Origin of the sequence: Agarivorans sp. DSG3-1, from assembly GCF_046774965.1 — a bacterium.
In the GTDB taxonomy this organism is placed as follows: Bacteria; Pseudomonadota; Gammaproteobacteria; order Enterobacterales; family Celerinatantimonadaceae; genus Agarivorans.
The window spans coordinates 1,170,040-1,194,807 of record NZ_CP177241.1; the positions used below are offsets into that span (position 1 = coordinate 1,170,040).

The following is a 24,768-nucleotide window of genomic DNA, read 5'->3' on the forward strand; positions in this document are numbered from 1 at the left end:
TCGATAACCCAACAAGTGTAAGCGAAACTGATTCGCTTTGGAATTAGCGTTTAAACAAGCGCTGAATGGGTGAGCGAGTGTAGTCCCACAAATGATCGAAAATTTGCATTAGCTCTGGATTACCGTAGCTAGATAAGTTTAAGGCATGAAAACGGTTTTTCTCTGCTTTTAGCTGCTCGATTTTTTGCGTTAAGGCTGCTGGTGGCGCGGGAGCAATAAAATCTGATAGCACCACTAAATCAGCATTTTTATATTTGTCATCGAGCATCTGTTCGATGGCTCGTTCAAGCGCAGACGGCATATCTGTGCCGCCATGAAAACTATAAGACAAGAAATTGAGGACTTCTCGCAGACCATCTTTTTTAGTGAGTTCGTAGGTAATGAGTTCGGTAGAAAACATCACTACATAGCAATCGCGCTCTTCCGCCAAAGCTATCTGCATCAAACCATAGGCCAGAGCTTTAGCGCATTTCTCAGGGAAACCTTCCATAGATCCCGAGCTATCAATGGCTAAAATAAACGGGCCTTTATCTAACATGGCTTGTTCAGCAGCTTTTTTGTGGGTTTTTACTTTGCGTAACTTACGCTGCTTACCCTGCATATGGTAATTCATTAATTGATTATCGACTAAGTGCTTATAGAAAATCACTTCGAGCTCAGGGTAGGCCAAAAACATAGTTTCATTGGGCAGTAATTTGGATAAATCATTCCCTTCATGAATACCCACAATATCGTCGGTCACTTGATCTAACTGTTCTTCAACCAGCTCAAGTTCTTCCACTGGAGCTTTGGAACTATTAGGGTCACTTACTTGGTCAGCCATTCTTCCCAGCTGCTCAGCTATTTTTTGCAAACCCTTTTGCCCTTTTAAAAAAGCGGCAAATTGCTGTAGCAGGTTAACTTCAGTTTTACTGAGTTTAGCGGCAGCCATATCCCACAAGCGGCCAAGTTTATTAGCGTCGCCAGATTCGGTCATTTCAGGCATCGCGTTTAAGGTATCAACTCGCTGATAGAGATCAGTTAACAAGGCTTGTTTGTGTTGTTTCACTTCATCACTTTGGGCTTGTTTAAGCTCAGCGGCAATGCTTTCAAACCATTGGTTGCAAAAATAACTCTGAAACATAGGGCTGTAACGATGATGAGGGTGGGCGGCTAATTCGCTGGCTTTACCAAAGAAAGCCGAACAAACGCTGAGTTGTATAAGAATATCGTCCAGCCGTTTTACAAATTCAGTACTGTCTAATTCAATAGACAATTGATAGAGCGCGATCTCTTCGGCGAACTTTTCTTCAATAGTTACTTGACCAAGTTGAGCGCGAATTTGGTTTTTCCATTTGCTCACTTGGCTTTTCATTGCGCTTTGAATACCGGGGCTAGATTCTGCAATCATCATTAGCTGCGGGCGCATCATCACTTCACGCACCGCTTCGTCAAGCAGCCCCGATTCGGCCAACATAACCCCAAATTGCAGGCTATCTAGCATAGATTATTCAAAAAACTCGTTTATATTACGCATTCTGTAAGCCTGCTTGTCCAATAACTCACTCACTGCATTCACCATTTGATCCACTTCCATTAAGCTTATTTCAATCGCTTCTGGGAGTTGGTTAGCAATGAAATTATGCGGTAAAGCCCCGTGAAATTGACCACGACAACGCTTCAATTCAAATTCCGCTTGTTTGATGGTAGCCAATACCGCGTCAATTTGCTGCTGCCAACCTTTAACCAGCTCTTCTGCTAAAGCTTGCTGTTTAGCTAAACCGAGTAACAACGGTCTGTTGGCAATATCTTTAATCACCAGCTGGTGGTTGATATCAATTTCAAATTGTAGTCGACATAATTCAGAACCTTGGTTAATTCGACCCAGCATTTCACAACTGCCGCTTTTTATTTTCTTAGTAAACTCTGCTGCATCAACGTATACCCAACGGGTTTCACCTTTATCTTTTTCACTCACCGCTAGGTTGCTTTGCAGAACCACTAACTTAAACAATTCACCGCCATGTTTGTTGGCGTAACGTTTAGCATCGCTAAAATCAAACTTGTATTGGTCTTTACGCAAACCGGAGTCATGGGTGAACTGCACACGCAGTTGCTCACAAATATCGTCTACCGTAGCGTTATAGTGGCGCTCTGCGCCCTCTGCAAGCTCTTTAAGCTTAAGCTGGTCAAAGGCATGATTAACCGCATAATCACTGATACGGGTCTGTACAAATTGCCGATCTTCTAAGTTATGCCATAGACAGTCTTGTAGCAGGATGAGATCCAATGGATTGATTTCTGAACGACCATTAAAAAACGCACTGGTTTGCAGTAAGTGAACCGACTTTTTCCAGCGCCTGTCCGATACATACAAATCGCTAATAATGGTGGCATCGCCTGCAACTGGTGAGCCTTGTTCAATCAGGCCTTTAATCAGGTACATTTTTTCAAAAACGCTATCGCTCATGCTTACTTGGCCAAGTTGATTTTGCCAAGCTTGATACTCAGAATCCTTAATCACTAAGTGTTCAGGAATATCCTGCAGAGTTTGGTTGTCTAACAGTAGCGCTTTAAAGTTATCTTTGTGCTGAATGCGGTTTACAAATACCCGCAGTAACATACGGTCATAAAGTGCTTCTAAGCCGCTGTCTTCTTCGGGTAATTCGTTAGACGCAGAGATAAGTAAGCGCATCGGTACCGGTAGGTTTTCATAGCTATTTCTAAAGGTACGCTCGTTAACTACGGTAAGTAGGGTATTAAGAATTGCAGGTCCGGCTTTCCAAATTTCATCGAGAAATACGATATGTGCAGTGGGCAAGTAACCTTCAGTTAAACGCACATACTTGCCGTTATCTTTGAGCTCTTGAATCGATAAGGGGCCAAACACTTCTTCTGGCGTAGAGAAGCGAGTCATTAAGTAATCAAAAAAGCTTTGGCTTTCAAACGCTTTAACTAAACGTTTGGCAATCATGCTTTTGGCAATGCCTGGCGGACCCAATAGGAATACACTCTCGCCCGCTAAGGCCGCTAATAAACATAATTTAAAGCTTTCTTCACGCTCGTAAATGCCCGCCGAAAGGGCCTTAATAAGGCCTTGAATACGCTCCGACAATAACGCTTTATTAGCCTGATTTAATGGCGCAATTGTTGCCATAACCATCCTTTGCCTTTTGGTCGCAAAGCTCTCGCTCTGTCAGCCAACTATTATAAATGTACTAATTAACACTGTTAACTAGCGGTCTGTATTAAAACCTATAGTAGCGGGTAAATTGCGATCTTTCGTTGATGTTAACATCATTTTACACAGACAAAAAAGGCGCTCTGAGAGCGCCTTTTTATTATCAAACTAAACCTATCGGATGTTTTTTCCGAGGATTTCGATAACCTGAAGTTGAGCCATCGCTTTGGCTAATTCAACTTGAGCTCTCGCAAAATCCACATCGCTGTTTGGATTGCTAATGCTTTCCTCAGCTGCTTGTTTAGCTTGCTGGGCTTTGGCTTTATCGAGCTCGTTGCCTCGAATCGCTGTATCAGCTAGTACGGTTACATTTCCTGGTTGTACTTCCAAGAAACCACCCGAGATGTAAATAACCTCTTCGTGACCGTGCTGTTTTACCATGCGAACCATACCAGGCTTAATTGGGGTTAGTAGTGGAGCATGACCATGCAATACTCCTAACTCACCCTCTTCACCGGTTACTCGTAGATGTTCAACGCGACCCGAGAAAATCTTCTCTTCGGCGCTAACCACGTCCAAGTGAACTGTCATCGCTGCCATTTCAGCCTCCTGTTACGCCAATTGGCGAAGCTTACATATTTTTGGCGCGCTCAAGCACGTCATCAATATCGCCTGCATACAAGAACGCTTGCTCTGGAATATCGTCGTAATCGCCAGCCAATAGGCCTTTAAAGCTACGGATAGTATCTTTAAGCGGAATAAGTTTACCTGGGTTACCAGTGAAAACTTCGGCTACGTGATAATCTTGAGTTAAGAATTTCTCAATCTTACGCGCACGAGCTACGGTTTGTTTGTCTTCTTCAGACAATTCATCCATACCTAGAATCGCAATAATATCTTTCAATTCTTTATAGCGTTGTAGTACACCTTGAACACCACGAGCAATGTCGTAGTGCTCTTGACCAACCACTAGTGGATCTAACTGACGAGAGTTTGAATCCAATGGGTCAATGGCAGGGTATAAGCCCATAGCAGCAATGTTACGGTTTAGAGTAACGGTTGCGTCTAAGTGAGCGAAGGTGGTTGCTGGAGATGGATCAGTCAAGTCATCCGCAGGTACATATACCGCTTGGATCGAAGTAATCGAACCAGTCTTAGTAGATGTAATACGTTCTTGAAGAACACCCATTTCTTCAGCCAGTGTTGGCTGATAACCTACCGCTGATGGCATACGACCTAACAGTGCAGATACTTCGGTTCCGGCTAAGGTATAACGGTAGATGTTGTCGATGAACAACAATACGTCTTTACCTTCGTCACGGAACTTCTCAGCCATAGTCAAACCAGTTAACGCTACGCGTAAACGGTTTCCTGGTGGCTCGTTCATCTGACCGTAAACCATGGCTACTTTATCTAGTACCCCGGCTTCTTCCATCTCGTAGTAGAAATCGTTACCTTCACGAGTACGCTCACCAACACCAGCAAACACAGATAAACCTGAGTGTGCTTTAGCGATGTTGTTGATTAACTCCATCATGTTTACGGTTTTACCTACACCGGCACCACCAAACAGACCAATTTTACCACCCTTAGCGAATGGACAAATCAAGTCGATAACTTTAACGCCCGTTTCTAACAACTCGTTAGACGTAGCTTGCTCTTCGTAAGAAGGAGCAGCACGGTGAATTTTGTAGCGCTCTTCAGTCTCAATTTCACCTTTGTGGTCAATTGTATGACCTAGTACGTTCATAATGCGACCTAGGGTGGCTTCACCCACAGGTACTTTAATCGCGTCACCAGTATCAACCACTTCTAGGCCGCGACGAATACCTTCCGATGCACCCATACAGATACAACGAACTACGCCACCACCAATCTGCTGTTGAACTTCAAGTACGAGATCTTCGCCTTGAACTTCTAGAGCATTGTATACCTTCGGTACACTGTCATGTGGAAATTCAACGTCCACAACAGCGCCAATTACTTGGACGATGTTACCGTTACTCATGTTGATTCCTCTAAATATTTTTGCTTAATGCCTCGCCTTAAACGGCTGCAGCTCCCGCAGAAATTTCGCTCAATTCTTGAGTAATTGCTGCTTGACGTTCTTTGTTGTAAATCAACTGAAGATCGTCAATTAAATTACCCGCATTGTCGGTTGCCGCTTTCATTGCAACCATTCGTGCAGCTTGTTCACAAGCGAGGTTTTCTACCACACCTTGATAAACTTGAGATTCGATATAACGTACCAATAAACCGTCGAGTATTTCTTCGGCACTAGGTTCGTATAAATAATCCCAACTGCGAGACGCAATTTCTGGGTCATCTGCTTTAGGCAGCGGCAATAATTGGTCCATTGTTGGTTCTTGTACCATGGTGTTAACAAAATGGTTATACACCACATAAATGCGATCCAATTTGCCTTCATCGTAGGCTTCAAGCATCACTTTTACGGTACCGATTAGCTCTTCAACGGTTGGGTTATCACCCAAGCCTGAGTTTTGAGCTACCACATTGCCACCGTGGTTATTAAAAAATGCGGTTGCTTTTCCGCCAATAACGGCTAAATCAGCTTCTACACCTTTATCTTTCCACTGCTGCATGTCTGTAACAACTTTCTTAAACAAGTTAATGTTTAAGCCGCCACACAGACCGCGGTCAGTAGACACCACGATGTAACCAACACGCTTAGCTTCTCGTTCTACAGCATACGGATGCTTATATTCGAGTTTACCAAGCGCGATATGACCAATTACTTTGCGCATAGCTACTGCGTAGGGGCGGCTGCTTTCCATGCTGTCCTGAGAACGACGCATTTTACTCGCTGCAACCATCTCCATCGCTTTGGTAATTTTTTGAGTGTTTTTAACACTACCAATCTTACCTTTAATTTCTTTAGCGCCGGCCATATCTATTCGCTCCTATTCGTCAGGGTTGATTACCAAGATTGCGTAGATTTAAAGCTTTCTAACAAGCCTTTAATCGAAGCTTCAATCTCGTCGTTGTAATCGCCTTTTTCGTTAATAGACGCCAATAGATCAGCATGCTCGTTGTTAGCGTAAGCTAGCAACGCGGTTTCAAAATCAACAATCTTGTTAATTTCGATATCCATTAAGAAACCTTTTTCCGCTGCGTATAAACCTAGCGCCTGTTCAGCTACAGATAATGGGCTGAATTGCTTCTGCTTCATTAGCTCTGTTACTTTTTGGCCATGGTCTAACTGCTTACGGGTTGCATCATCTAAGTCAGATGCAAACTGAGCAAATGCCGCTAATTCGCGGTATTGCGCCAGTGCGGTACGAATACCACCAGACAGTTTCTTAATAATCTTAGTTTGTGCAGCACCACCAACACGAGATACCGAAATACCTGGGTCAACCGCCGGACGAGTACCAGAGTTAAACAACTGGCCTGTTAGGAAGATTTGACCATCGGTAATCGAAATTACGTTGGTAGGTACGAATGCAGATACGTCACCGGCTTGAGTTTCAATAATCGGCAATGCCGTTAATGAACCTGATTTGCCTTTAACTTCACCTTTAGTGAACTCTTCTACGTATTTCTCGTTAACTTGAGACGCACGCTCTAATAGACGAGAGTGAAGGTAGAAAACATCACCAGGGTAAGCTTCACGACCAGGAGGTCGACGTAGTAGCAATGAAATTTGACGATAAGCAACAGCTTGCTTAGATAAATCATCATAGATGATTAACGCGTCTTCACCGCGATCACGGAAGTATTCACCCATAGTACAACCCGCGTAAGGCGCTAGGTATTGTAATGCGGCTGAATCAGAAGCAGATGCTGCAACAATCGTGGTGTATTCCATTGCGCCATATTCTTCTAACTTACGAACAACGTTCGCGATAGTTGAAGCTTTTTGGCCAATAGCAACGTACACACACTTAATGCCAGAGCTTTTCTGGTTAATGATGGTATCTACAGCGATAGCTGTTTTACCGATCTGACGGTCACCAATAATCAACTCACGTTGACCACGGCCGATTGGAATCATAGAGTCAATCGCTTTAATCCCTGTTTGCACAGGTTTGTCTACCGATTTACGTTCCATTACGCCAGGTGCAATCACTTCGATTGGTGAGAAACCATCGTTGTCTACTGCGCCTTTACCATCAATTGGCTCACCCAGTGTATTAAGAACACGTCCTAGCAGGCCACGACCTACTGGAACTTCCAAAATACGACCAGAACTTTTAACTTTATCGCCCTCTGCTAAATCAGCATAAGGACCCATTACTACAGCACCAACAGAGTCACGCTCTAGGTTTAATGCGATAGCATAACGGCTACCAGGAAGCTCAATCATCTCGCCTTGCATTACATCGGCAAGACCATTAATACGAATAATACCATCACTTACAGAAACGATAGTACCTTCGTTACGAGCTTCACTGACAACTTCGAACTGTTCAATTCTTTGCTTGATCAGTTCACTTATTTCAGTGGAATTCAGTTGCATACTCTATTCCCCAATTACGCTTGCAGTGCGTCGGATAGTTTTGCCAATTGCCCTTTTACAGAGCTATCAATCACTAAATCGCCAGCGTGAACAATCACTCCGGCCATTAGCGAGGCATCAACACTACAGTTAAGCTTCACTTTGCGTGATAAACGCTGTTCCAAGGAAGCACTAATTTGCGCTTGCTGCGCGGCATCTAGTTCTGTAGCAGAAATAACATCAGCTGTTATCTCTTTAGCCAATTCGGCTTTGTACTCCAAAAACAGTGCTAACACAGCAGGCAACGCGTCTAAACGTGCATTTTCAGCCATTAACTTAATTAAGTTAAGGCCATACTCGTTAAGCTGCTCAGCACATACAGTGGTAAATAAATTAACCAAAGTACCTGCAGATTCCTTTTTCAGTTGCACAGAAACATGCTCGTTGGCTGCCACTTCGGCAACAAACGCTAACATTTCAGTCCACTCATCTAAGGCTTTGTGCTCAACGGCAAAATCAAACGCAGCTTTAGCGTAGGGACGAGCAATGGTGGTTAAATCAGCCATAAGCTCTACCTTTTATCCCTTATTTCAGCTCAGCGACTAGCTTATCAACAATATGCTTGTTGGCTTCTTTGTCGATTGAACGCTCAAGAATTTTCTCAGCGCCAGCGATGGCTAAAGCAGCAACTTGTGCACGTAACTCTTCGCGAGCACGATTACGTTCTGCTTCAACTTCAGCATTACCTTGAGCAAGAATTTTCTCACGCTCTAGGTTAGCCAACTCTTTTGCTTCGTCGATGATTTGAATTTTGCGCTTATTAGCTTGCTCAACAATCACAGCAGCTTCCGATTTAGCATCTTTCATTTGCTCAGACGCTTTCGCTTGAGCTAATTGAAGATCTTTACCGGCACGTTCAGCGTCAGCTAAACCATCCGCAATTTTCTTTTGACGAGCTTCAATCGCGTCGATTAATGGTGGCCATACGTATTTAACGCAGAACCAACAGAAGATCGCGAACGAAATTGCTTGTCCAAACATGGTTGCATTGATATTCACAACGACACCTCCCTATTTGTTAGGAATCGAAGGATTAACCTAACAAGGCAACAAACGGGTTAGCGAATACGAAGAATAACGCGATACCCACAGCAATCATTGAGATCGCATCTAGTAGACCAGCAATAATAAACATTTTAGTTTGTAGTGCAGGGGCTAGCTCAGGTTGACGGGCTGATGCTTCTAATAATTTACCGCCTAAAAGTGCAAAACCGATAGCAGTACCAAGAGCGGCCATGCTCAGCATGATTGCAACAGCGATAATAGTAAAACCAACAACAGTTTCCATGAATTTCTCCAAAAGTATTTATTAGGTTAAAACAGTTTTTATTAAACTTAATTAGTGATCTTCATGGGCTAAGGCTAGATAAACTATCGTTAGCATCATGAAAATAAACGCCTGAAGCACAATGACCAAAATATGGAAAATTGCCCATGGAACAGAAAGTGTCCATTGAGCCCATAAAGGAACAAGTGCGGCAATAAGAATAAAGATCAATTCACCTGCATACAGGTTACCGAACAAACGCAAAGCGAGCGAAAATGGCTTGGCCAATAAAGTGACCGTTTCCAATAAGAAGTTAAAAGGAATAAAAGCCCAGTGATTAAAAGGTTGAAGCGTAAGCTCTTTAGTAAACCCTTTAACACCCTTCACTTTAATACTGTAAAAAATGATTAAACCAAACACAGCAATAGACATGCCTAATGTAATGTTTAAATCAGTGGTAGGTACAATTTTAAAGTACTCAGCGCCCATCAGTCCGGCGACGTGGGGTATAAAGTCAACAGGGACTAAATCCATCAAGTTCATGAGGAAAATCCACACAAAGATGGTTAAGCCAATTGGCGCAATAACACGGTCAGTGCGATGGAAGGCATCTCGTACCGCCCCATCAACAAACTCAACCATCATTTCAACAAAACATTGAAACTTGCCAGGTACGCCAGTTGTTGCTTTTTGCCCAGCCTTATAAAAAAGAAATAAGAACAAGGCACCCAAGCCAACTGAAAACAGGAGTGAATCAATGTGCCAGGTCCAGAACCCTGCATCCTTACAAGCGTAATTAAATGCCAGACCGCCATCGGCCATACACATTTGAGCGTTTGTCAGGTGGTGCTGGATATAGCCTGAAACGTTACCTTCAGCAGCCATTTATCATCCTATTTTTGTTACTAAGAAAAATAGAGGCAGTCCATTGCGTTAACGTACTAAGTATAAAACCAAGCAATAGGGCCAAAGGCTCTACATTTAGCAAGGCAAATACCAGTATGAACATTATGGCTGTAAGAGAAAGTTTTACGACTTCCCCGAGATAAAAACTTAATACTACGTATTTTTGATGTCTAGCGCCGACAAACATAAATGCCATCAACGTAAACAACGCATTCGGTAGTAAGAAGATCAAACCTCCGATTAACACAGAAACAGCAACGTCTTTATCAAAAAAGAAACCACTTTTAAGTGTTAGCAGTGCGACAAACCCTGTCTGAAAAATAACAAAATATAGCGCCTTAAGGCGAACTTCTGTTGTTAAAGACCCAGACATTCTCGACCTCTACTAGTTTTTACATTTAACCCATTACCTAAAAATAGGTAAAAAGGGCTTGCGAAAAAGCCTAATGATTATACGTTGAAAGTGTGGTTTTGCAATCAGTAGCGGTGTCCAAGACACTAATTTGTAACAGGCTATATAAACAAATAGCGTTTATTGTTAAATTTTGTGTTACAAACCAGTGGTTTTGGTCATTTTAAGGTGAAAAGAAGGTAAGTGAGATCAAGGAAATGTAGGCGAAGATAGTTTATAAAAACTAAAGTGTTTCATCAGAATCGATGAAGAGCGCCAAAATAGCATCTAACTCATCCAAATTAGCATAATCAATAACCAGTTTTCCTTGGCCTTTCTTATTTTGTTGGATTTTAACGCCAGCCCCTAACCGTTCGCTTATTCTTTGCTCTAGTCTATTAATGTCTGGATCAACTTTAGCTTCGGGTTTAGGTGCTTTAGGGTTCAAAACAGTCTTAACTAACTTTTCAGTATCGCGCACCGTTAAACCTTTGGCTGCCACATTTCGAGCCGTTTCAGCTTGAGTTTCGCCACTCAACGCCAGCAATGCACGAGCATGACCCATTTCAATGTCGCCATGCTCCAGTAAGATTTTTACGTCTTCGTCTAAGCTATTTAAGCGCAATAAGTTAGTCACGGTTGTACGTGATTTCCCCACTGCTTCAGCCACTTGTTGGTGGGTTAACTCAAACTCGGTCATTAAGCGATCTAGCGCCACCGCTTCTTCCATGGCGTTAAGGTCTTCACGTTGAATGTTTTCAATCAGCGCAATGGCCACTGCGTTTTCATCACTAACGTTCTTAATTAAACAAGGCACTTCATGCAGGTGAATTTGCTGTGAAGCACGCCAGCGGCGCTCTCCGGCAATAATTTCAAACTGGTTTTCACCCAACTCTCGAACCACAATAGGTTGAATAACACCTTGTGCTTCAATCGAATGGGCAAGTTCTTCAAGGGCTTCTGCCGACATGTCTTTACGCGGCTGGTATTTTCCAGGACGTAGCCATTCAATGGGTAATTTGCGTAAATCTCCGCGGTTTTGATCAACGGTTTGTTGATTAGAATCGGCTTTTGTATCTTCTTCAACTTGGCGTTGACGAGCGTTACTACTGGTACTCAGTAATAAGTCTAAACCTTTGCCTAATCCACGTTTTCTCGCTGACATGTCTTTATCCGTATTCATTAATCGACAACCACTGCTTCGGTTTCTTCTTCGTGTCGGCGAATAATTTCACCGGCTAAAGCGAGGTAAGCCTTAGAACCATTTGATGTTTTATCATAATACATGGCTGGTTTACCAAAGCTAGGCGCTTCGGCCAAACGTACATTTCTTGGGATCACAGTACGGTAAACTTTCTTACCAAAGTGCTGTTTAAGTTGATCACTCACATCTGAGGACAAACGATTGCGAGGATCAAACATAGTTCGCAGAATCCCTTCAACTTGTAGATCTGGGTTTACTACCGAGGCTAACTTACTAATGGTATCTACCAAAGCCGTTAAACCCTCTAAAGCATAGTATTCACATTGCATTGGCACCAGCACACTGTCTGCTGCGGCCATTGCATTCACAGTAAGCATGTTTAGCGAGGGCGGACAATCAATGAAAATGTAGTCGTAATAGTCACGTACAGGTGCTAGTGCATTGCGCAGTCGCACTTCGCGAGCAAAGAACTCCATTAATTTTATTTCAGCAGCCGTCACATCAGAGTTGGCTGCCACTAAATCAAAAAAGCCGCTGGTATCTTTAACGGTCACTTGATCGATAGGTTCTTCATCAATCAACAATTCGTAGGCTGTTTTTGGTACTTCGTATTTATCTACACCACTGCCCATGGTGGCATTCCCTTGTGGGTCTAGGTCAATTAACAAGACTTTGCGTTTAGTGGCCGCCATTGACGCCGCTAAATTTACGCTGGTTGTTGTTTTTCCTACGCCACCTTTCTGGTTGGCTACCGCAATTACTCTACCCACAATATTTTCGCCTAAGGGTTATTTTTATCAATAATAACTAGATGTCGCTGACCTTCAAGTTCGGGAACCGATAAACTCTCAATACTGTGTAAGTTTAGCCCTTCAGGCAGGTTTTCTAGTTCTTGTTCAGGCACTAAGCCTTTTAAGGCATAGAATTTACCACTATTTGCCGGTAGGTGAGAACACCAACTCAGCATATCCTGCAAAGAAGCGAAAGCTCTGCTTATTACGCCATCAAATTCGAGGTTTTGTTGGTAATCTTCTACTCGACATTGCACTGCAGTCACGTTTTCTAGTTTAAGCAAGTGGCTTACTTGGCGAATAAAAGTAATGCGTTTACCTAAACTGTCGAGCAATACAAACTGTTTATCAGGATTAATAATGGCTAAAGGCAAACCGGGTAAACCAGGCCCCGTTCCCACATCAATAAAACGCTCACCTTGTAAGTGAGGGCTCACCACTAAACTATCGAGAATGTGTTTTACCATCATCTCCATAGGATCTCTTACCGACGTAAGATTATACGCTTTGTTCCATTTATCGAGCTGCTCAACCAAAGTGACCAGTTGAGATATTTGCAGCTCGGTGAGCTGTAAGTTCGTTTGGGCTAATAAACCCTGTAAGCGAGATTTTAACACCCGATCATCCTAAGCCGACTTGCGCGCTAAGTCGTGTTTCTTCAAATAAACTAATAATAGCGATACGGCCGCTGGAGTAACACCTGAAATACGCGCGGCTTTACCAATGGTCTCTGGGCGAGAATTAGTTAGCTTAGCCACCACTTCGTTTGATAAACCACTGATCTTAGAAAAATCCAGATCGATAGGCAGTAGGGTGTTTTCGTGTTTTTGGGTTTTCTTAATTTCTTCGAGTTGACGCTTAATGTAACCGTCGTACTTAATTTGAATTTCTACTTGTTCCGCTGCTGCGGGTAAATCGACTCCAGGTCCAAAACCATCAATACGCATAAGTTGTTGATAAGTTAACTCTGGTCTGCGGATCAATTCTTCTAAAGAATGCTCGCGATTGATCGGATTTTTCAACATTGGATTAAGTTGATCCAATTGAGTCGAATTAGTGTGTACCCACGTGTCTTTTAAACGCTGCCGTTCTTGCTCAACCACTTCCATTTTGGTGTTAAATAATTGCCAGCGATGCTCGTCAACTAAACCTAGTTCGCGGCCTTGTTCAGTCAAACGTACATCGGCGTTATCTTCGCGCAATAACAAGCGGTATTCAGCACGGCTAGTGAACATTCGGTAAGGTTCTTTGGTGCCTAATGTGGCGAGATCATCAATCAATACCCCCATGTAGGCTTGATCGCGACGTGGCGCCCATGAATCTTTACCTTGAGCAAACAATGCTGCATTTGCACCAGCAATTAAGCCTTGAGCTCCGGCTTCTTCGTAACCAGTGGTTCCGTTAATTTGCCCAGCAAAGAACAAACCTTTTAAGTATTTGTTTTCTAAACTTTGTTTTAAATCTCGAGGATCGAAAAAGTCGTATTCAATGGCGTAGCCTGGACGCGTGATATGGGCATTTTCTAGCCCTTTCATCGAGTGTACTAACTCAACTTGCACATCAAACGGCAAGCTGGTTGAGATGCCATTTGGGTAAACTTCGTGAGTGGTTAAGCCCTCAGGTTCAATGAAGATTTGATGAGAATTCTTGTCTGCAAATCGAGTAACTTTGTCTTCGATAGACGGACAATAACGTGGCCCAATACCTTCGATTACCCCAGTAAACATTGGGCTTCGGTCTAAACCACCACGAATAATATTATGAGTAGATTCGTTAGTATGAGTGATGTAACAAGGGATCTGCTGTGGGTGATCACTTTGTTTACCAATAAACGAAAATACTGGTGTTGGGGTATCACCTGGTTGAGGCTGCATTTGGCTAAAATCGATACTACGGGCATCAATACGTGGAGGTGTACCGGTTTTTAAGCGATCAACACGCAATGGCAATTCGCGTAAACGTTGCGCTAAAGCGATCGACGGTGGATCGCCTGCTCGGCCACCAGCATGATTATTTAAACCAATGTGGATCATACCACCTAGAAAGGTCCCTACAGTGAGTACTACGCTGCGTGCGCGCAACTGTAAGCCCATTTGAGTCACTACCCCTACCACTTGGTCGTTTTCTACGATCAAATCGTCACAGGACTGCTGAAAGATAGTTAAGTTAGCTTGGTTTTCTAAACGTTCGCGAATAGCTGCTCGATACAATACGCGATCTGCTTGTGCGCGGGTGGCTCTAACTGCTGGGCCTTTTGACGAATTTAAGGTTCTAAATTGGATCCCAGCTAAATCTGCAGCCTGGGCCATCAAGCCGCCTAAGGCGTCAATTTCTTTGACTAAATGGCCTTTACCAATGCCACCAATGGCTGGGTTACATGACATCTGACCTAAGGTCTCAATGTTATGAGTAAGCAATAAGGTATTTTGTCCCATACGCGCAGCTGCCGCTGCAGCTTCTGTACCGGCATGACCACCACCGATCACAATGACGTCGTATTGTTGTTTATAGAACATGTGTTATTACCTCAAACCAAGCAGATCCCAAAAGGGTGCGATATTTTACTGGTTAAGTGACGATAAGGGAATGCTTAGATCAGAATTAGATCAAGGGTAGATCTCTTAATATATATAAGATCTTTTTTTAAAGATCTTTTATTAGATCTACTATTAGGATCGGCCTGATCTGTAGATAAGTCATTTTTTAACTTTTAGATCATTAACTTAGATTAGATCAGATCATGTTGACGGATAGCGATCTAAACGGGGGACAAGCTGGGATCTAAATTAGTACTTACCCACAGATGAATAGTGGGTAAAGGTTATCCATAGGAATAACTATAGTAAATTAATAGCTAATCCCTATGCTTATCCACAGAGTTTAGGTTTAAATAAGTTCATTTTTCCAGCTTTTTAACCATAAAGCTGCTGGTTCTTCGGGGACAGGTTCGAGGTCTACGTCTATTTCTAAGCGTGGTTTTAAGGATTTAGCGCCTAGTTTTTCCATTTGTTGGTCAAGATCTTTGCCTGCACCACAAAAAGTATCGTAGCTACTACTCCCTATTGCTACAACACTGTAAGACACCGTTGAAAGATCGGGTTGTTGTTCAAGTAAGTGTTGAAAAAAAGGCTGCAAATTGTCTGGTACATCACCTGCACCATGCGTTGAGCTGCAAATTAGCCAAAAAGCACTTGGATTTAACTCTGAAAACTCAGCATTTAGATGAATTTTTACCTGATGGTCATCTTTTAGTAGCGCTTCTAGCTCATCGGCTACGTATTCAGCCGAACCTAAGGTTGAACCTACAATAATCTCTATATCCACTTACGATCCTGTTAACAGCAGAGGTTTTAACCATTGTAACGTGATCATGACTGAATTAACTAGCTGCGTGTTAGCTGTGATCTAGTTGTTGATAGTTTCACGTGGAACTATTCCAATGTTGAATCTAATCCAGCAAAGATAATAGTGATCCCTTTTTTAAGGTGTGAATAAATACTTGTTCACAAACTAGCGACTTAAGCCGAGGACTCGTTGTTGAACTCTGCTTTACACACTTTGATTAAAGCCTGAAGTGTTGGATTTGGACTCGCGTGTTTGCTGTAAACTAATCCCAACTGTTCATTGGCAATGGCGTCGTTATGCGCAATCACTTTAAGCTCGCCAGATTTAATATAGGGAATGAGCTGCTGCTGTTGGCCTACAAATACGCCTACTCCCTGACGGCATAGTTCTATTGCGAGTGAGTGTTGCTCTACTTCAATTTGTCGTTGAATACTGTCTGGATCCCACACTTGGGTATTAGATGAAGCGAGAATGGTTACCCAAGTGTAACTTAGTACTTGTTGCAGATTAGGTGACTTTTCTTTTGTTAGTGGATGAGTTGCAGAACACACCGCCACTAGCGGCATTTCGCAAAGTGGTTCTATGGTGTAATCATTGGGAAAGGCATCTCGGTAAAAACAAATGGCTAAATCGAGTTTAGGGCCCTGCCAATTAAGTAGCAGTTCGTCGCGACGCTGAAAGATTTTTAAATCAACATTTGGATAAGCGTGATTAAATCGACTTAGTATTTTAGCCACGGTACTGTCTTGTAAAAAACTACTTACCCCTAGGTTTAATCTAAAACACCCTTGCTGTGCTATCTGTTCTACTTGCTGGCTAAGATGGTTTTGCGCTTTAAGCATTTGCTCACACAAAGGCAGCATTTTTAAACCCTGTTCACTGAGCACTGGTTTATGGCCGCTGCGGGTAAACAATTCAACGTTCCAATCTATTTCTAGATTACTGATCCATTGGCTTAACTGGGCGCGGTTCTTTTGCATATGTTTAGCTGCGGCAGAAATACTGCCCAGCTGATGACTCAGTACAAATGCTTCAATGGCTTGCAGGTTCATGTTGTCGATCTCTCTGTTAATAAAAGCTAACACAGTCTGATTTGTTCAGGATGCCCAATCTCATCATCATAGCGCCGATGGATATATTTGTGAGTATGTTACTGATACTCAGCGATGCATGGATGTTTTAGTAAAAATCTACTGAAAGGTTCCAAAATGAAAAAAATTATAGTTGCTTCAACACTTTCTCTTGCTGCTTTTAGTCAGTTTGCTGCCGCAGACGCTATTCGTGGTGAAGTTGCTGCCGAGATTAATCGAAACGGTCCGCACCTGGGTATTCTAAAAGGTGGTTATGAGTTTGATACTGATTATGGTCAGTTTGGTTTTGATGTTGAAGCAAAAAGTCGTTTAGGTGGTCGCCCTTATGGTGAAAACCAGCACGAGTCTGGTTTACATGAAGCCACCTTTGCTGCTGATTACACCTACAAGTTTGGTAATGCTTATGTGCAACCGCGTGCTGAGTACACCCGTAATGTAGCCAATGATGCAAACACTGGTAAGCTTGCCCTTAAAGGCGGTTACAACTTCGATAACGGTATTTTTGTCGCTGCCCGTTACCGTTATGAGGATACGCAAAACAACGGTTTTAGTAAGACCGAACTTGGTGATGTGAAAACAAACCGTACCGATTTAACCGCAGGTTGGGCTGGTGATATCGTTGGTGTATCTTTTAACTACATCAATAAAGATGCAAACGCTGAACACAAAAACAATAACCTGAAGGTGAATGAACTAGAAACCAAAGTGTTTCTTACTAACTTAGGCAGTTATCAGCCTTATGTTCAATACACGCAGAAAAACTTCGATGGTACCGGCTACGATAGTTCTCCTATTAAAGATGATAGCCAAATCAAACTTGGCGTAAGCATGAAGTTTTAAGATTTATCCTGATAAAAAAAGAGCGCCAATAGGCGCTCTTTTGGTTTGTGTTAGCAACTTAGTGGTAGTTGAGAGAGGTCGCCTTACCTCTAAATACCCAATATGAAAAAGCGGTATAAGCCAGAATCACTGGCACTACAATTAGTACTCCAATCAAAATCACCGATAAAGACTCCGGTGCCGATGCTGCTTCCCATACGTCCATTTGGCCCGGCACAACATCGGGGAAGAAGCTGAATCCCAGTGCGCTAAAACACAGTAAGAAAATAAGCATCACTAGGCAAAATGGTACCCAGCAATGACGATCGTCTGATTTGGGTAAACGACCCAATAAAAAGTCATTAAACAAAAATGCGGTGAAACATAAGGCTGGGATCAGCAATACAAACATCACCAGTGGAAAATCAAACCAGCGATCAAATACACCAGGGTTAACCAGTGGGTTTACTATTGATACGGCAATCACGCCAACTAAACAAAAGCGGCCAGTAAGTTTTGCCCAAGTAACAGCACGCTGTTGCAGTTGGTGTTCGGTTTTCATTACCAACCATGCCGCGCCAATATAGCTATAGGCCGCAGTAACACCTAAGCCACTCAATAAGCCAAATAAGTGAGTGGTTACGCCTCCTTCAAAGCCCATTACATATAAACCTAGCATGTAGCCTTGAGCTAATGTAGTGAGAATAGAACCTGCTTTGAAAGTACGATCCCAGGCTAACTTATGGTCTACCGCTGCTTTAGCTCTAAAGTCGAAGGCTACGCCACGCATAATAAGTCCGATCAGCATAATCGCCACCGGAATATACAGGTGGTAAAGCACAATGCTATGGGCAGCCGGGAAGGCAATGAGCATGATACCAACGGCCAGTACTAGCCATGTTTCGTTGGCATCCCAAAATGGGCCAATTGACGCAATCATGGTATCGCGCTGCGCTTCATCAGCTTCGCCCATAGGCAGTAAAATACCTACCCCTAAATCGTAACCGTCGAGTATTGCGTAAATCAGAACCGACAGGCCCATTAAACCGATGAAAATTACCGGTAACCAGTAAGCGTCCATCATGCTTTGGCACTCCCTTCAGTAGTGTCTTGCGGATTATTAATATTAGTTAAGTTACCGTCTGGTTGGGGTTCATTGGTTTCAAACTCTTCTTCTTTAATCGCTTTTCGTGCCATTAAGAATACCGTGTGAATGTAGGCAATCAGCAAGAAGGTATAAACGATTAAATACAGCGCCAATGAAAAGGCAACGTTTGAAGCAGGCAATGTTGTTACCGCATCTTCGGTACGCAAAACACCGGTGACTAACCAGGGCTGACGGCCTATTTCGGTCACATACCAACCAGCTAGCGTAGCAACCCAACCAGAGAACGTAGTGGCCACTAGTACTTTGAGCATCCAGTTAGGCATTTTGCCTTTTCTAACCATGTGGTAAGAACCAAACCAGCTTAGTGCCAACATTAGTAAACCTAAGCCAACCATGACTCGGAAACTCCAAAATACCGGAGCTACTGGCGGATGTTCGTTTTCAAATTCGTTAAGGCCTTTTAACTCACCGTCTAGTTCGTGGGTTAAAATTAGGCTGGCCAGTTTAGGAATACCAATCGCGTACTTATTGGTTTTGGTTTCTTCGTCTGGCAATGCAAACAACAATAAGGGCGCGCCTTTCTCGGTATGCCAAATACCTTCAATGGCCGCTATTTTTGCTGGCTGATGCTCAAGCGTATTCAAGCCATGAAAATCACCGACTAAAGCTTGAGTTGGCGCTAATACAGCGGCCACCAGCAAACTGATTTTTAGGGTTAGACGAGGGGCTTTTTTTATATCACCTTTCAATATGCGATAAGCAGAAATGCCCGCAATAAAGAACGATGCCGTTAAGCCAGATGCAATTAACATATGAGTTAAGCGGTAAGGAAATGAAGGGTTAAATACAATGGCGACCCAGTCTGTTGGAAATGCTACGCCATCGCGCATTTCAAAACCGGTTGGTGTTTGCATCCACGAATCTAGCGCTAGGATCCAGAAGGCCGATAAACTCGTGCCTACCGCTACTAAAACAGTCGCTAAGGTATGTACCTTATTGGGCACCCGCTTTATGCCGAATAACATAATGCCCAAGAAGGTGGCTTCCAAGAAAAAGGCGGTGAGTACTTCGTAACCTAGCAATGGGCCAGCAATGTTACCCACAGTTTCCATGTAGCCAGGCCAGTTAGTACCAAACTGGAATGACATAGTAATACCGCTTACGACTCCAATCGCAAAAGAGAGCGCAAAGACTTTTACCCAAAAGCGATAAGCGCGCATCCATACCGGATTGCCGGTCATATCATGGCGTACTTTAAAAAAAACTAGGAACCAACACATCGCAATGGTGATGGTGGGAAACAGGATGTGAAAGCTGATATTTGCAGCAAACTGTATCCTTGAGAGCATTAGGGCATCAAGCATGGTTTAGCCTCGTTAAGGTTGATAATCTCATTAGCTGGCGGCAGATCCTTTGTTACCAACGATTTTGTCTTTTAATTCCAAAATTCTGCTAATACCAGAGCCCATCTTCATCAAACTCTGCAGTTTGTCTGGGTTCATGGTATTGAGTGCATATGACCATTGGGTGATTAACTCGAGCAGGTCGTGGATCTCTTCCATCTTTTGCTGGGTAAACTGGTCTGCTTCGTTTTCTGGCGTTTCTAATAAATTAGAACGTAATAAGGAAAGGGTTGGATCCACTTCGCGTTTACTGCGCTCTTCAAATACGGTTCTGGCCATTTCCCAAATAGAACCGGCGGCAGTAAAAAATTCACGACGTTGACCTGCTTGATGACTAAGTTTAACTAAACGCCAAGACTGCAGTTCTTTTAATCCCATGCTCACGTTGCCGCGGCTAATGCCAAGTTGTTGCATAATTTGTTCGGCGTGCAAAGGGTGCTGGTTAATCACCAACAAAGCCAGTATTTGGCCTACGGTACGATTGAATCCCCAACGGCTGCCCATTTCTCCAAAGTGGAGAACAAAGGCTTGGCTCTTCTCTGATAATTGCACGCGATAAATTCCTTTTATTGAACTTTCAGAAAACAGTGAAACTTTAATTGAAAATTGATTTAAGTCAATATTTTTAGCGATAATTGATGGAGAGTGATGAAACTGTGAGGCAGATTTAGCTTAGTTTGAGAGTGGGTTTATCTGTTAATCGAAAACCTGATAATGGCTTTATGTTTACTTGCTGTTTATCAGGTTTTGTTGGTGTTTATCTATATTTTAAGGGTAGCTTGGTAATAGTGAACACTTACTTATTAAGCTATTTTCCGATACAGAAAGTGAAGACGCCCATAAACACAGGTGAGGTTGCACACTTGGGGGACCGATTGGGGAGCAAATTGATAAATGTGTTCTCAACCCAAGTGTACTTTCCTAATAGAATATAGTCGTGTGTTCACCCCATGTCATTTGTAAATCTTATGCGACACAAAGGTCTTGGTTTACGGCTTGTGAGATACATCTGAATAGTTAATGTTTAGCGCTGATATTAAATGTCACACAAATATGCTCGGTAAATGTTTGTAGAAGATGATAACAAGAAGGTAAAGTTAGTCTAAAGCGCTAATCATCGTTCTGGCTGACGACAAAATGTATCGACTTTGAGCTTTTGAGGGAACACCAATACCTCAATTGTGCACTATAGGCTAACGGAAGCACAAGTTGTTACATGTCATGGGACATGGCGTTCGGAATATCCTCTTCAGTATCACAACTTGTTTCTACAAAAAAGTGTTCGTATAGATGACCTATCAGTTAAATCCTCAATCGGACGGTTTTGTTGTAATACATTAGGCTAAAAACAATCCATGATTTTACCATCCTACATTTGGGGTATTTGGTTATGGTATTTGTAAGCTTGTGATCTGAGTCATGGATGAGTTATCAATTTGGAGTGTAGCAATAAATAGTAATATTTCATTATTGATCTGCTCAATAACAGGCTGTACTCTAGCGGTCTTACTGAATATTTGACTTTTCAGTAATTATAAACTACCGGATTGATATGGATATCAGTAAAAAGCTAATTGAGCGAAAAAAATACCTAAATTTTGACCCTACTAATATACGCTTGATTGCGGAAGTTATTGAGCTGTCTATAAAGTCTGGTGATATAAAATTCGCGTGGGATTTGTCCTTTGATACCATGAAAAATTTAGAGGCGGATGAAAACTGCCTTTATTGGACTGTTTACTCTGCGCTTGCTTGTTCAGAGTATCAACATGTGGTGACCTGGTTAGATAGCTATATATTTGGTACGGAACCCAAAAGCTGGATGTTCCATAACTATTGCTATGCGGCAATGCGGTTGGGTCAGTATCGAGAGATTATCGAGCTGTTGGAAAGTAATCGCGAAGTAATCAAGGAATCTCCAGAACTACTTTTATCAAAAGCTAAATCACAGCATTTTTTAGGTTCTTTTGAAGAATCAGAAGATACGCTTAATTCTTTTTTATCTAGCTCGCCAAGTCACCCTGAAGCCTTAGGTCAACTTGGTTTACTCTATGTGGATTTAGGCAGAAACTCAGAAGCTAAAGAATGTGCACAGTTAGCCCTTTCAATAGATAAAAACCAACTCGACTCTTTATTAGTATTAGCTACTGTCGAGCTAATTGACTTAAACTTTAGTTTAGCTAACAGTCATGTTAAACAGGTTCTAGATAAGTCTCCTAGATTAGGTAGAGCATTGACTCTTAAAGGGCAATTACAATTAAATGACAATGCTCCTGAGAAAGCATTGATTTCTTTTAAGCAAGCCATTAAAACTATGCCTAATCATATTGGAACCTGGCACGGCCTAGCTTGGTCATACATGTTATTGGATCAGCTACAAGATAGCAGGCAATGTTTTTTTTCAGCACTAGAATTAGATCGAAATTTTGCAGAGTCTCATGGTGGATTGGCTGTTCTAAGCGCTATCTCTGGAGATTTATCTGGTTCAAAGGAATATTTAGCTAGGGCTTTAGGAATAGATAAACAAAGTTTTTCTGGTCTATTCTGTAAAGCAATAATTCTACGAAAAGAAGGTCATGAAAAGAAAGCAGATGACCTAATTGAGATAATCCTAAACTCCAGTCTTCCACACTATAATCAATCTATAAAATCTTTATTAAATACAATAAATGATAAACGAGCTGGTTATATAAATGACTAGCGACTCCGCGGTAATCATTCTTTCACAAATGTTGCTTAAAGCAGCGGCTATTTCTATGCCTATTCTTGGTGTTTGCTTAGTTGTGGGTTTGATCGTTAGTTTGTTCCAGGTTGCTACTCAGATTCAGGAAATGACATTAACTTTTGTACCAAAGTTACTCGCAGCAGGCCTTACTTTGCTACTTATTGGTCGCTGGATGATTCTTTCTTTGGTCCAGTTTACAACAGACCATATTGAAAAAATCGTCAACTTATGAGTTTTTATTCTTGATGACTGCTTATGAATCCATCGTATTATCAGCGGCGCGTTTAACTCCCCTAGTTATTAGTGGTGGGGTTCCCCCTTTCTCGCGAGTCCCCAAAACTATTAGAATTGTTTTTCTGGTTGTACTTTCAGCACTGTATGCGCTGTCTGCAGATAATAGCCATATATTTATTGACAACATCCTCATCAGTGTTTTTTTTGAGTTAGCTATAGGGTGTGTATTTATATTTGGTTTGGCAATTGTGTACGGTGCAATAGATATGGTGGGTAAAACATTAGATGTTCATGTCGGCTTATCTGCCGCCAGTATGTTTAACCCTTTTTCTGGGCAATCTGGAACGCTGTTATCCAGTGTTTTGGTTACTACGTCTATTACACTATTTGTTACTTTAGATATTCATATAGACCTGATTAAAATGATCATTCTTAGCTTTAAGATAGTTCCTTTAGGTGGAGCCGAAATATATTTAGATCCTAATAAGTTCATTGGTTTTATGGCTATCACTTTTATATCGGCATTTATGATTTTCTTACCTGTATTTGTGGCTTTGTTTTTAGTGGATGTAGCGATTGGAATGATATCTAAAACCATGCCTCAGATGAATGTCTATTTCGTCACATTGCCATTGAAAATTTTGTGTGGTTTATTTTTTGTTGCTGCTGCAGTTCGTACCTCTGGGCCTGGCTTAATTGATATATCCCATCAAGTTACCAAGTTTGTAGAGGGATTATAAATGTCTCAAGACGAACAAAATAAAAGTGAAAAACCTACCCCCTATAAGCTAGAAGAGGCAAAGAAAAAAGGGCAGGTAGCAAAAAGTACAGAGTTCACCGGAGTCGTAAGTTTACTTCTATTTTTGGTGTTGAGTTATGCCGTATCGGATTGGTTTGTGGGCTCTGTGTCATTAGCATTCTCACTATCAATGCGCTCAATAGGGGAACTGGGTACATCAAACAATGAAGTTTTGGTCACATGGGTGTGGAGTTATTTGTTGAAGGAATACTCAGTGGTACTTCCTGTTCTTTTTATTTCTCTTATTTTTTCAATAGTGATAACCATTTATCAAATAGGTTTTCTATGGTCGACAGAGCCTATCAAAATTGATTTCAAAAGACTAAATCCTATAAGCAATCTCAAAAAAATATTTTCAATTAAAATTTTGTTCGAATCTGTGAAAGTTTTATTAAAGTTTTTGTATGTTGGGTTGGCTGGGTACTGGCTAGCTTCTGATTTTTTAAGAAATATTTTTTCGATGAGGTACTTAGATCCCTCTAACGTATCCACGGAGTTTTTTGAGCTTATATTTGTCATGGGGTTGGTGATTGGTGGCGGCCTTTTCGTATTCTCATTGATTGATCTAGCTTTTGTTCGCTGGAGCTTTATTAAGGACATGAAAATGTCACATAGAGAGATACGAGATGAACATAAAAAGCGAGATGGCGACCCAGAAATAAAAAACAAAAGACGGAAGCATCAACAAGAAATGATAAAGAAAATCACTTCTTTAGCAAGCGTAAAAAATGCTGATTTAGTGGTTACTAATCCTACTCACTACGCAGTAGCGTTGCATTATGAGCCGGAATCTATGGTGGCTCCTAAAGTGTTGATTTGTGGTAAGGGGGTTTTAGCTTTTCTAATTAGAAGGCGAGCAAGTAAGTTCTCTGTTTTAGTAAAGCGGAACCCTCCTCTAGCGCGTTTACTATATAAGGATTGCCAATCTGGTGATTTCATTTCAGCAAGATGTTTTGATGGCGTAGCATCAGAGTACCGAGCTATCTGGCAGGCAAAAGGGCTGTGA

25 protein-coding genes are annotated in these 24,768 nt (G+C 42.0%); 5 read left to right on the top strand and 20 right to left on the bottom strand.

Translation table 11 applies throughout. The annotated features are described in order from the left end of the window. Positions 1-43: 43 nt before the first annotated feature. The 17 genes from viaA to ACLD71_RS05565 form a co-directional block, all read right to left on the bottom strand. Entirely contained in the window at positions 44-1,483 is a 1,440-nt protein-coding gene (gene viaA, locus ACLD71_RS05485; RefSeq protein ID WP_411993459.1) for an ATPase RavA stimulator ViaA, read from the bottom strand. Positions 1,484-1,486: 3 nt separating this feature from the next. After that, positions 1,487-3,136: an ATPase RavA domain-containing protein gene (locus ACLD71_RS05490; protein WP_411993460.1), complete on the bottom strand. Its 1,650-nt coding sequence runs from the start codon at positions 3,134-3,136 to the stop codon at positions 1,487-1,489. Positions 3,137-3,334: 198 nt separating this feature from the next. Then, on the bottom strand, positions 3,335-3,760 hold the full coding sequence (locus ACLD71_RS05495) for a F0F1 ATP synthase subunit epsilon (protein WP_137673524.1): 426 nt from the start codon (positions 3,758-3,760) through the stop codon (positions 3,335-3,337). A 31-nt stretch (positions 3,761-3,791) separates the two neighbouring features. After that, entirely contained in the window at positions 3,792-5,168 is a 1,377-nt protein-coding gene (atpD, locus tag ACLD71_RS05500; protein ID WP_137673525.1) for a F0F1 ATP synthase subunit beta, read from the bottom strand. A 37-nt stretch (positions 5,169-5,205) separates the two neighbouring features. Next, complete coding sequence (atpG, locus tag ACLD71_RS05505; RefSeq protein ID WP_137673526.1) at positions 5,206-6,069, bottom strand: F0F1 ATP synthase subunit gamma; 864 nt, start codon at positions 6,067-6,069, stop codon at positions 5,206-5,208. Between the two features lie 29 nt (positions 6,070-6,098). Continuing rightward, positions 6,099-7,640, bottom strand: coding sequence for a F0F1 ATP synthase subunit alpha (atpA, locus tag ACLD71_RS05510; RefSeq protein WP_137673527.1), 1,542 nt, complete (start codon positions 7,638-7,640; stop codon positions 6,099-6,101). 14 nt (positions 7,641-7,654) lie between these two features. Continuing rightward, on the bottom strand, positions 7,655-8,185 hold the full coding sequence (gene atpH / locus ACLD71_RS05515) for a F0F1 ATP synthase subunit delta (RefSeq protein ID WP_137673528.1): 531 nt from the start codon (positions 8,183-8,185) through the stop codon (positions 7,655-7,657). 19 nt (positions 8,186-8,204) lie between these two features. Continuing rightward, positions 8,205-8,678 carry a F0F1 ATP synthase subunit B gene (atpF, locus tag ACLD71_RS05520; RefSeq protein ID WP_137673529.1) on the bottom strand — a complete coding sequence of 158 codons (474 nt, stop codon included), beginning with the start codon at positions 8,676-8,678 and terminating at the stop codon, positions 8,205-8,207. A 34-nt stretch (positions 8,679-8,712) separates the two neighbouring features. Then, positions 8,713-8,967 (bottom strand): F0F1 ATP synthase subunit C, encoded by a 255-nt coding sequence (gene atpE, locus ACLD71_RS05525; protein WP_137673530.1) that lies wholly within the window; start codon positions 8,965-8,967, stop codon positions 8,713-8,715. 51 nt (positions 8,968-9,018) lie between these two features. Continuing rightward, the gene (gene atpB, locus ACLD71_RS05530) at positions 9,019-9,831 is read right to left on the bottom strand and encodes a F0F1 ATP synthase subunit A (protein WP_137673531.1); all 813 of its coding nucleotides are present in this window, start codon (positions 9,829-9,831) and stop codon (positions 9,019-9,021) included. Continuing rightward, complete coding sequence (locus ACLD71_RS05535) at positions 9,821-10,225, bottom strand: ATP synthase subunit I (protein WP_137673532.1); 405 nt, start codon at positions 10,223-10,225, stop codon at positions 9,821-9,823. The genes atpB and ACLD71_RS05535 overlap by 11 nt, the downstream gene beginning before the upstream one ends. 262 nt (positions 10,226-10,487) lie before the next feature. Next, positions 10,488-11,408 carry a ParB/RepB/Spo0J family partition protein gene (locus ACLD71_RS05540; RefSeq protein ID WP_411993464.1) on the bottom strand — a complete coding sequence of 307 codons (921 nt, stop codon included), beginning with the start codon at positions 11,406-11,408 and terminating at the stop codon, positions 10,488-10,490. A gap of 17 nt (positions 11,409-11,425) precedes the next feature. Further along, complete coding sequence (locus ACLD71_RS05545; protein ID WP_137673534.1) at positions 11,426-12,217, bottom strand: ParA family protein; 792 nt, start codon at positions 12,215-12,217, stop codon at positions 11,426-11,428. Between the two features lie 11 nt (positions 12,218-12,228). Next, positions 12,229-12,855, bottom strand: a complete 627-nt coding sequence (gene rsmG / locus ACLD71_RS05550) for a 16S rRNA (guanine(527)-N(7))-methyltransferase RsmG (protein ID WP_411993465.1) — start codon at positions 12,853-12,855, stop codon at positions 12,229-12,231. A gap of 9 nt (positions 12,856-12,864) precedes the next feature. Next, the gene (gene mnmG, locus ACLD71_RS05555) at positions 12,865-14,754 is read right to left on the bottom strand and encodes a tRNA uridine-5-carboxymethylaminomethyl(34) synthesis enzyme MnmG (protein WP_411993467.1); all 1,890 of its coding nucleotides are present in this window, start codon (positions 14,752-14,754) and stop codon (positions 12,865-12,867) included. 370 nt (positions 14,755-15,124) lie between these two features. Beyond that, positions 15,125-15,562: an FMN-binding protein MioC gene (gene mioC, locus ACLD71_RS05560; protein ID WP_411993469.1), complete on the bottom strand. Its 438-nt coding sequence runs from the start codon at positions 15,560-15,562 to the stop codon at positions 15,125-15,127. 194 nt (positions 15,563-15,756) lie between these two features. Beyond that, the gene (locus ACLD71_RS05565) at positions 15,757-16,635 is read right to left on the bottom strand and encodes a LysR family transcriptional regulator (RefSeq protein ID WP_411993470.1); all 879 of its coding nucleotides are present in this window, start codon (positions 16,633-16,635) and stop codon (positions 15,757-15,759) included. A 156-nt stretch (positions 16,636-16,791) separates the two neighbouring features. On the opposite strand from ACLD71_RS05565, the gene ACLD71_RS05570 reads away from it, so the two are divergent. Beyond that, positions 16,792-17,514 (top strand): oligogalacturonate-specific porin KdgM family protein, encoded by a 723-nt coding sequence (locus ACLD71_RS05570; protein ID WP_411993472.1) that lies wholly within the window; start codon positions 16,792-16,794, stop codon positions 17,512-17,514. A gap of 58 nt (positions 17,515-17,572) precedes the next feature. Here ACLD71_RS05570 and ACLD71_RS05575 read toward each other — a convergent pair whose 3' ends face one another. The 3 genes from ACLD71_RS05575 to ACLD71_RS05585 are packed head-to-tail and all read right to left on the bottom strand — an operon-like array spanning position 17,573 to position 20,556. Further along, the gene (locus tag ACLD71_RS05575; protein WP_411993474.1) at positions 17,573-18,577 is read right to left on the bottom strand and encodes a cytochrome d ubiquinol oxidase subunit II; all 1,005 of its coding nucleotides are present in this window, start codon (positions 18,575-18,577) and stop codon (positions 17,573-17,575) included. Then, on the bottom strand, positions 18,574-19,965 hold the full coding sequence (locus ACLD71_RS05580; protein WP_411993476.1) for a cytochrome ubiquinol oxidase subunit I: 1,392 nt from the start codon (positions 19,963-19,965) through the stop codon (positions 18,574-18,576). Before ACLD71_RS05580 ends, ACLD71_RS05575 begins: the two co-directional genes overlap by 4 nt. 30 nt (positions 19,966-19,995) lie before the next feature. Next, positions 19,996-20,556: a GbsR/MarR family transcriptional regulator gene (locus ACLD71_RS05585; RefSeq protein WP_411993478.1), complete on the bottom strand. Its 561-nt coding sequence runs from the start codon at positions 20,554-20,556 to the stop codon at positions 19,996-19,998. 1,000 nt (positions 20,557-21,556) lie between these two features. Between ACLD71_RS05585 and ACLD71_RS05590 the strand changes: the two genes are divergently transcribed. From ACLD71_RS05590 to ACLD71_RS05605, 4 genes are read left to right on the top strand one after another with little or no spacing between them, the layout of a single operon-like run. Beyond that, complete coding sequence (locus tag ACLD71_RS05590) at positions 21,557-22,705, top strand: tetratricopeptide repeat protein (RefSeq protein WP_411993480.1); 1,149 nt, start codon at positions 21,557-21,559, stop codon at positions 22,703-22,705. Further along, entirely contained in the window at positions 22,698-22,961 is a 264-nt protein-coding gene (locus ACLD71_RS05595) for a flagellar biosynthetic protein FliQ (RefSeq protein ID WP_411993481.1), read from the top strand. Before ACLD71_RS05590 ends, ACLD71_RS05595 begins: the two co-directional genes overlap by 8 nt. Next, positions 22,939-23,703: a flagellar biosynthetic protein FliR gene (locus ACLD71_RS05600; protein WP_411993483.1), complete on the top strand. Its 765-nt coding sequence runs from the start codon at positions 22,939-22,941 to the stop codon at positions 23,701-23,703. The genes ACLD71_RS05595 and ACLD71_RS05600 overlap by 23 nt, the downstream gene beginning before the upstream one ends. Then, the gene (locus ACLD71_RS05605) at positions 23,704-24,768 is read left to right on the top strand and encodes a flagellar biosynthesis protein FlhB (RefSeq protein WP_411993484.1); all 1,065 of its coding nucleotides are present in this window, start codon (positions 23,704-23,706) and stop codon (positions 24,766-24,768) included. It begins immediately after the preceding gene.

Excerpts from the sequence above, each read along its gene's own strand:
- mnmG (WP_411993467.1), bottom strand. The coding sequence starts at position 14,754 with ATGTTCTATAAACAACAATACGACGTCATTGTGATCGGTGGTGGTCAT.
- ACLD71_RS05570 (WP_411993472.1), top strand. The coding sequence starts at position 16,792 with ATGAAAAAAATTATAGTTGCTTCAACACTTTCTCTTGCTGCTTTTAGT.
- atpE (WP_137673530.1), bottom strand. The coding sequence starts at position 8,967 with ATGGAAACTGTTGTTGGTTTTACTATTATCGCTGTTGCAATCATGCTG.
- atpH (WP_137673528.1), bottom strand. The coding sequence starts at position 8,185 with ATGGCTGATTTAACCACCATTGCTCGTCCCTACGCTAAAGCTGCGTTT.
- ACLD71_RS05540 (WP_411993464.1), bottom strand. The coding sequence starts at position 11,408 with ATGTCAGCGAGAAAACGTGGATTAGGCAAAGGTTTAGACTTATTACTG.
- ACLD71_RS05575 (WP_411993474.1), bottom strand. The coding sequence starts at position 18,577 with ATGATGGACGCTTACTGGTTACCGGTAATTTTCATCGGTTTAATGGGC.
- ACLD71_RS05580 (WP_411993476.1), bottom strand. The coding sequence starts at position 19,965 with ATGCTTGATGCCCTAATGCTCTCAAGGATACAGTTTGCTGCAAATATC.
- ACLD71_RS05565 (WP_411993470.1), bottom strand. The coding sequence starts at position 16,635 with ATGAACCTGCAAGCCATTGAAGCATTTGTACTGAGTCATCAGCTGGGC.
- viaA (WP_411993459.1), bottom strand. The coding sequence starts at position 1,483 with ATGCTAGATAGCCTGCAATTTGGGGTTATGTTGGCCGAATCGGGGCTG.
- ACLD71_RS05490 (WP_411993460.1), bottom strand. The coding sequence starts at position 3,136 with ATGGCAACAATTGCGCCATTAAATCAGGCTAATAAAGCGTTATTGTCG.
- atpG (WP_137673526.1), bottom strand. The coding sequence starts at position 6,069 with ATGGCCGGCGCTAAAGAAATTAAAGGTAAGATTGGTAGTGTTAAAAAC.
- ACLD71_RS05595 (WP_411993481.1), top strand. The coding sequence starts at position 22,698 with ATGACTAGCGACTCCGCGGTAATCATTCTTTCACAAATGTTGCTTAAA.
- ACLD71_RS05495 (WP_137673524.1), bottom strand. The coding sequence starts at position 3,760 with ATGGCAGCGATGACAGTTCACTTGGACGTGGTTAGCGCCGAAGAGAAG.
- ACLD71_RS05535 (WP_137673532.1), bottom strand. The coding sequence starts at position 10,225 with ATGTCTGGGTCTTTAACAACAGAAGTTCGCCTTAAGGCGCTATATTTT.
- atpB (WP_137673531.1), bottom strand. The coding sequence starts at position 9,831 with ATGGCTGCTGAAGGTAACGTTTCAGGCTATATCCAGCACCACCTGACA.
- atpD (WP_137673525.1), bottom strand. The coding sequence starts at position 5,168 with ATGAGTAACGGTAACATCGTCCAAGTAATTGGCGCTGTTGTGGACGTT.
- ACLD71_RS05590 (WP_411993480.1), top strand. The coding sequence starts at position 21,557 with ATGGATATCAGTAAAAAGCTAATTGAGCGAAAAAAATACCTAAATTTT.
- atpA (WP_137673527.1), bottom strand. The coding sequence starts at position 7,640 with ATGCAACTGAATTCCACTGAAATAAGTGAACTGATCAAGCAAAGAATT.
- ACLD71_RS05605 (WP_411993484.1), top strand. The coding sequence starts at position 23,704 with ATGTCTCAAGACGAACAAAATAAAAGTGAAAAACCTACCCCCTATAAG.